Annotated in this window: 3 protein-coding genes, 2 tRNA genes and 1 pseudogene; 2 read left to right on the top strand and 4 right to left on the bottom strand. The window is 67.0% G+C overall.

Annotated features, from left to right (window positions below; genetic code table 11):
* From HMPREF2791_RS12095 to HMPREF2791_RS09025, 4 genes and pseudogenes are all read right to left on the bottom strand, one after another.
* A pseudogene (locus HMPREF2791_RS12095) lies at window positions 1-207 on the bottom strand (cytochrome b/b6 domain-containing protein); the annotation flags it as partial.
* Window positions 207-1136 carry an electron transfer flavoprotein subunit alpha/FixB family protein gene (locus HMPREF2791_RS09035; protein WP_070845084.1) on the bottom strand — a complete coding sequence of 310 codons (930 nt, stop codon included), beginning with the start codon at window positions 1134-1136 and terminating at the stop codon, window positions 207-209. The pseudogene HMPREF2791_RS12095 and the gene HMPREF2791_RS09035, both read right to left, overlap by 1 nt.
* Window positions 1137-1145: 9 nt before the next feature.
* Window positions 1146-1919, bottom strand: coding sequence for an electron transfer flavoprotein subunit beta/FixA family protein (locus HMPREF2791_RS09030; protein WP_070845090.1), 774 nt, complete (start codon window positions 1917-1919; stop codon window positions 1146-1148).
* 60 nt (window positions 1920-1979) lie between these two features.
* The gene (locus tag HMPREF2791_RS09025) at window positions 1980-2786 is read right to left on the bottom strand and encodes a hypothetical protein (RefSeq protein ID WP_070845083.1); all 807 of its coding nucleotides are present in this window, start codon (window positions 2784-2786) and stop codon (window positions 1980-1982) included.
* Window positions 2787-2869: 83 nt separating this feature from the next.
* On the opposite strand from HMPREF2791_RS09025, the gene HMPREF2791_RS09020 reads away from it, so the two are divergent.
* Window positions 2870-2944: transfer RNA gene (locus tag HMPREF2791_RS09020), tRNA-Gly, on the top strand.
* A gap of 138 nt (window positions 2945-3082) precedes the next feature.
* A tRNA-Pro gene (locus HMPREF2791_RS09015) sits at window positions 3083-3159 on the top strand.
* Window positions 3160-3219: the final 60 nt, after the last annotated feature.

Raw genomic sequence — 3219 nt, 5'->3', positions numbered from 1 at the left:
CGGTTCGCCGCCCTCGACGCGCGGCAGGCCTTGGCGCAGCGGCACCTCAACGGTGTCGGCGGGGACAGGTGCCGGCGCGGCCTCAACCGGCGCGGCCTCAACTGGAGCATCGGCAACCGGCGCGTCTGCAACGTCGACGGTGCCTGCCGGCGGCCACGGCTCGCCGCCCGGTACGCGGGGCAGTCCTCGGCGGAGTTCTACCTGCATTACTTGCGTGCCTCAATTTCGGAGATGATGTCCGGCACCAGGTCGAACAGGTCGCCGATGATGCCGAAGTCGGCGATGTCGAAGATGGGGGCGTCTTCGTCGGAGTTGATCGCCACGATGGTGTCGGCGGTCTGCATGCCCACCAGGTGCTGCACGGCGCCGGAGATGCCGACGCCGATGTAGAGCTTCGGGCTGACCATCACGCCGGTCTGGCCAATCTGCGCCTCGTAGGGCACCTGGCCTTCGTCGACGGCGGAGCGGGTGGCGCCGACGGCGGCGCTCAGCGCGTCGGCAAGCCCGCCGACGAGCTCCTCGAACATGTCCTCGTCGCCCAGTGACACGCCGCCTGCGACCACCTTGTCGGCGGTGAGCAGGTCGGGGCGGTCGGAGGTGCGCTCGACCGGGGTCACGGAGAGCACTTTTGCCTCTCGACGTCCCGACGGTGCTACCTCCAACTCCCGCACCTCAGGCGTCACCCTGTCGGCGCGTGTTTCCACGGCACCCTTGCGCAGGGTAATCACCGGCGCGGAGTGCGTCGCCGCGGCAGAGGCGGTGTAGACGCCGCCGAAGTTCTGGTGCTCGGTGACAATGCCCTGGTCGTCGCGGCTCACCGACACCGCGTCGGTGAGCAGCGCCTTGCCTGTGCGTGCGGCGAAGCGGCCGGCGGCCTCGCGCCCGCGCACGGTGTGGGCGAACAGGACGGCGGCGGGGAAGAGGTCGTCGAACGCGGCGGCAGCTGCGTCGATAAGCGGGGCGTTAGACACAAGCACCACGGCGGCGCCTAAAGCACCAAGCTCCTCGGCGTGCGCGCGGTCTGACGCCAGCGCCACCGGGGTGCCGATCGCGGACGCGGCGCCGATCAGCTCGGCCGCAACGGGGCTGACCGAGCCGTCGAAGGAGCGGTCCGGGACAACAAGAATCTGGGTCATGGCTGCTCCTTAAATGAGGTTTTTGGATTCGAGGAAGTCCACCAGGCGGGCCGCGGCGGTGGAGTTTGCGTCGATGATCTCGCCGCGCTGGCGCTCCGGGCGGCGCTCGATGCCCACCATGATGGCGCGCGGGTGGGTGAAGTCCGCCGGGTCCACGCCGAGTTCGGCGAGGGTGACGGTGTGCAGTTCCTTCTTCTTCGCGGCCATGAGCCCCTTGAAGTTGGGGTAGCGCGGGTCTGCGAACTCGTCGGCCACGGACACCACGGCCGGCAGCTGCGCTTGCAGTTCGACGGTGGCGGCGTCGGAGGCCTGGGTGGCGCGAACGGTCTCGCCCTCGAGCGTCAGCTCGGTGAGGTTGGTCAGCACCGGCCAGTCCAGCTGCTCGGCCAGGAAGGGAGCGATGACGCCGGTGCCGCCGTCGGAAGACTCGGCGCCCGCGATGACAAGGTCGTAGCCCTGCTTTTCGACGAGCTTCGCCAGCACCTCACCAGTCATCGTCGCATCCGCGCCGACAAGCGCGTCGTCGGAGACGATGTAGGCCTCGGACGCACCCATGGCGATGCCGCGGCGCACCGAGTCCGCGGAGGACTCCGGGCCGACGCTTAAGATTTCGACCTCGACGTTGTCGCCTGCTTCGGCGATGCGCAGCGCAGCTTCGACGGCCCGTTCGCTGACCTCGTCGGCGACGACGTCGCCGGAGCGGTCCGTCAAACCTGTCTCCAGGTGCATTTCGCGGTCACTGTACGTGTCCGGCACTTCTTTCAGCAGCACAGCAATGCGCACGGCCACTCCTTGCTCTTGAGCTTTCTGGGGTTCGCGATCGCTGTGCAGTGTAACGCACGGCTAAAAGTCGAATCCCCCGAAGTCGAAGCCGCCGCCGTCGCCGAACCCGCCGAAGTCCCCGAAGTCGCCGCCGCCGGCGTCGCCCATCTCGCCGCCGTCCATACCTTCCATGCCCCCGGCGCCGTCCATGCCTTCACCGAGTCCGCCGGCCTCAAACGCTTCCGCGGAGGCCACGCCAGACATCCCGGCGAACATGGCGGAGTAGAACATCATGGAGCTCGCGGCCCACACGCCGGTCATCATCGCCGGGCCCCACCACGCGGTGGAGTACCAGCCGGCCGGCACCGGGCGGCCCGCGACGGCGCCGCCGGGGTAGTAGTGCGGCGTCTGTGCGGTCGCGTGTGGCGACGCCATGACCTGCGTGCCGTCTTCCTGGGTGACGGTGCGCTGCTCGGTCACGCGCCCTGCCTGGCGTTGGCCTTCCAGCTCCGGCAGCTGCGGGCCGGCGGGAAGCCCCATGATTTCGCGGGCTGCGTTGACGTAGTGCAGGCCCTCCAGCGCGGACTCACGGGCGAGCATCGCCTGCTTGACGGAACGTGCGTCGCTTAGCCCGGCGGATGCCGCGTTGAAGCGCTCGGAGGCATCGGCCATCGCCTGCTGCGACGCGGCGTCGTTGCCGGAGAGGTTCAGCACCTGCGAGCCTAAGCGGTCGGTCCACCGTTTGGCGTCGGCATACGCGTCGTCGAAAGACAGCTGCTGCTGCCTTGCCACCTGGCGGCGCGACTGTGGCATCTGCCGCTGCCCGCTCATAGTCGGCATATACAGCAATGCGCCAACAATCAAGAAAATGAGCAACAGGGTGAACATGCTTCCTCCTAAAATCGTTCGTGTTTGGTTCAACGCATACGCCTGCGCTAAAGTTCCGCACAGCGCTGCAGATTTTGGCGCCTGGGAATGTCGTATAGTGGCTAATACCTCAGCCTTCCAAGCTGAAGACGCGGGTTCGATTCCCGTCATTCCCTCCACACAAGACACCGGTTCCGGTTGCGGGGCCGGTGTTTTTGTGCCCTCAATGCGGACAGTTATTCAAGCACCGCTACAATGACTGTCCTGAACCGCACACGTTCTACGGATGTGGTTCATACCGTGCGGTTTTACCGCAACGGGGCGTGGCGCAGCTTGGTAGCGCACCTGCTTTGGGAGCAGGGGGTCGCAGGTTCAAATCCTGTCGCCCCGACCAAGGCGGGCCCCTGGATTCACGGGCCCGCCCCATATAGACATCTGACAAACGTTGTTTCGA

It is taken from the genome of Corynebacterium sp. HMSC034A01, from assembly GCF_001838175.1.
Lineage (GTDB): Bacteria > Actinomycetota > Actinomycetes > Mycobacteriales > Mycobacteriaceae > Corynebacterium.
The sequence above is the reverse complement of the archived record's forward strand: the minus strand, read 5'-3'. Positions and strand labels throughout refer to the sequence as shown.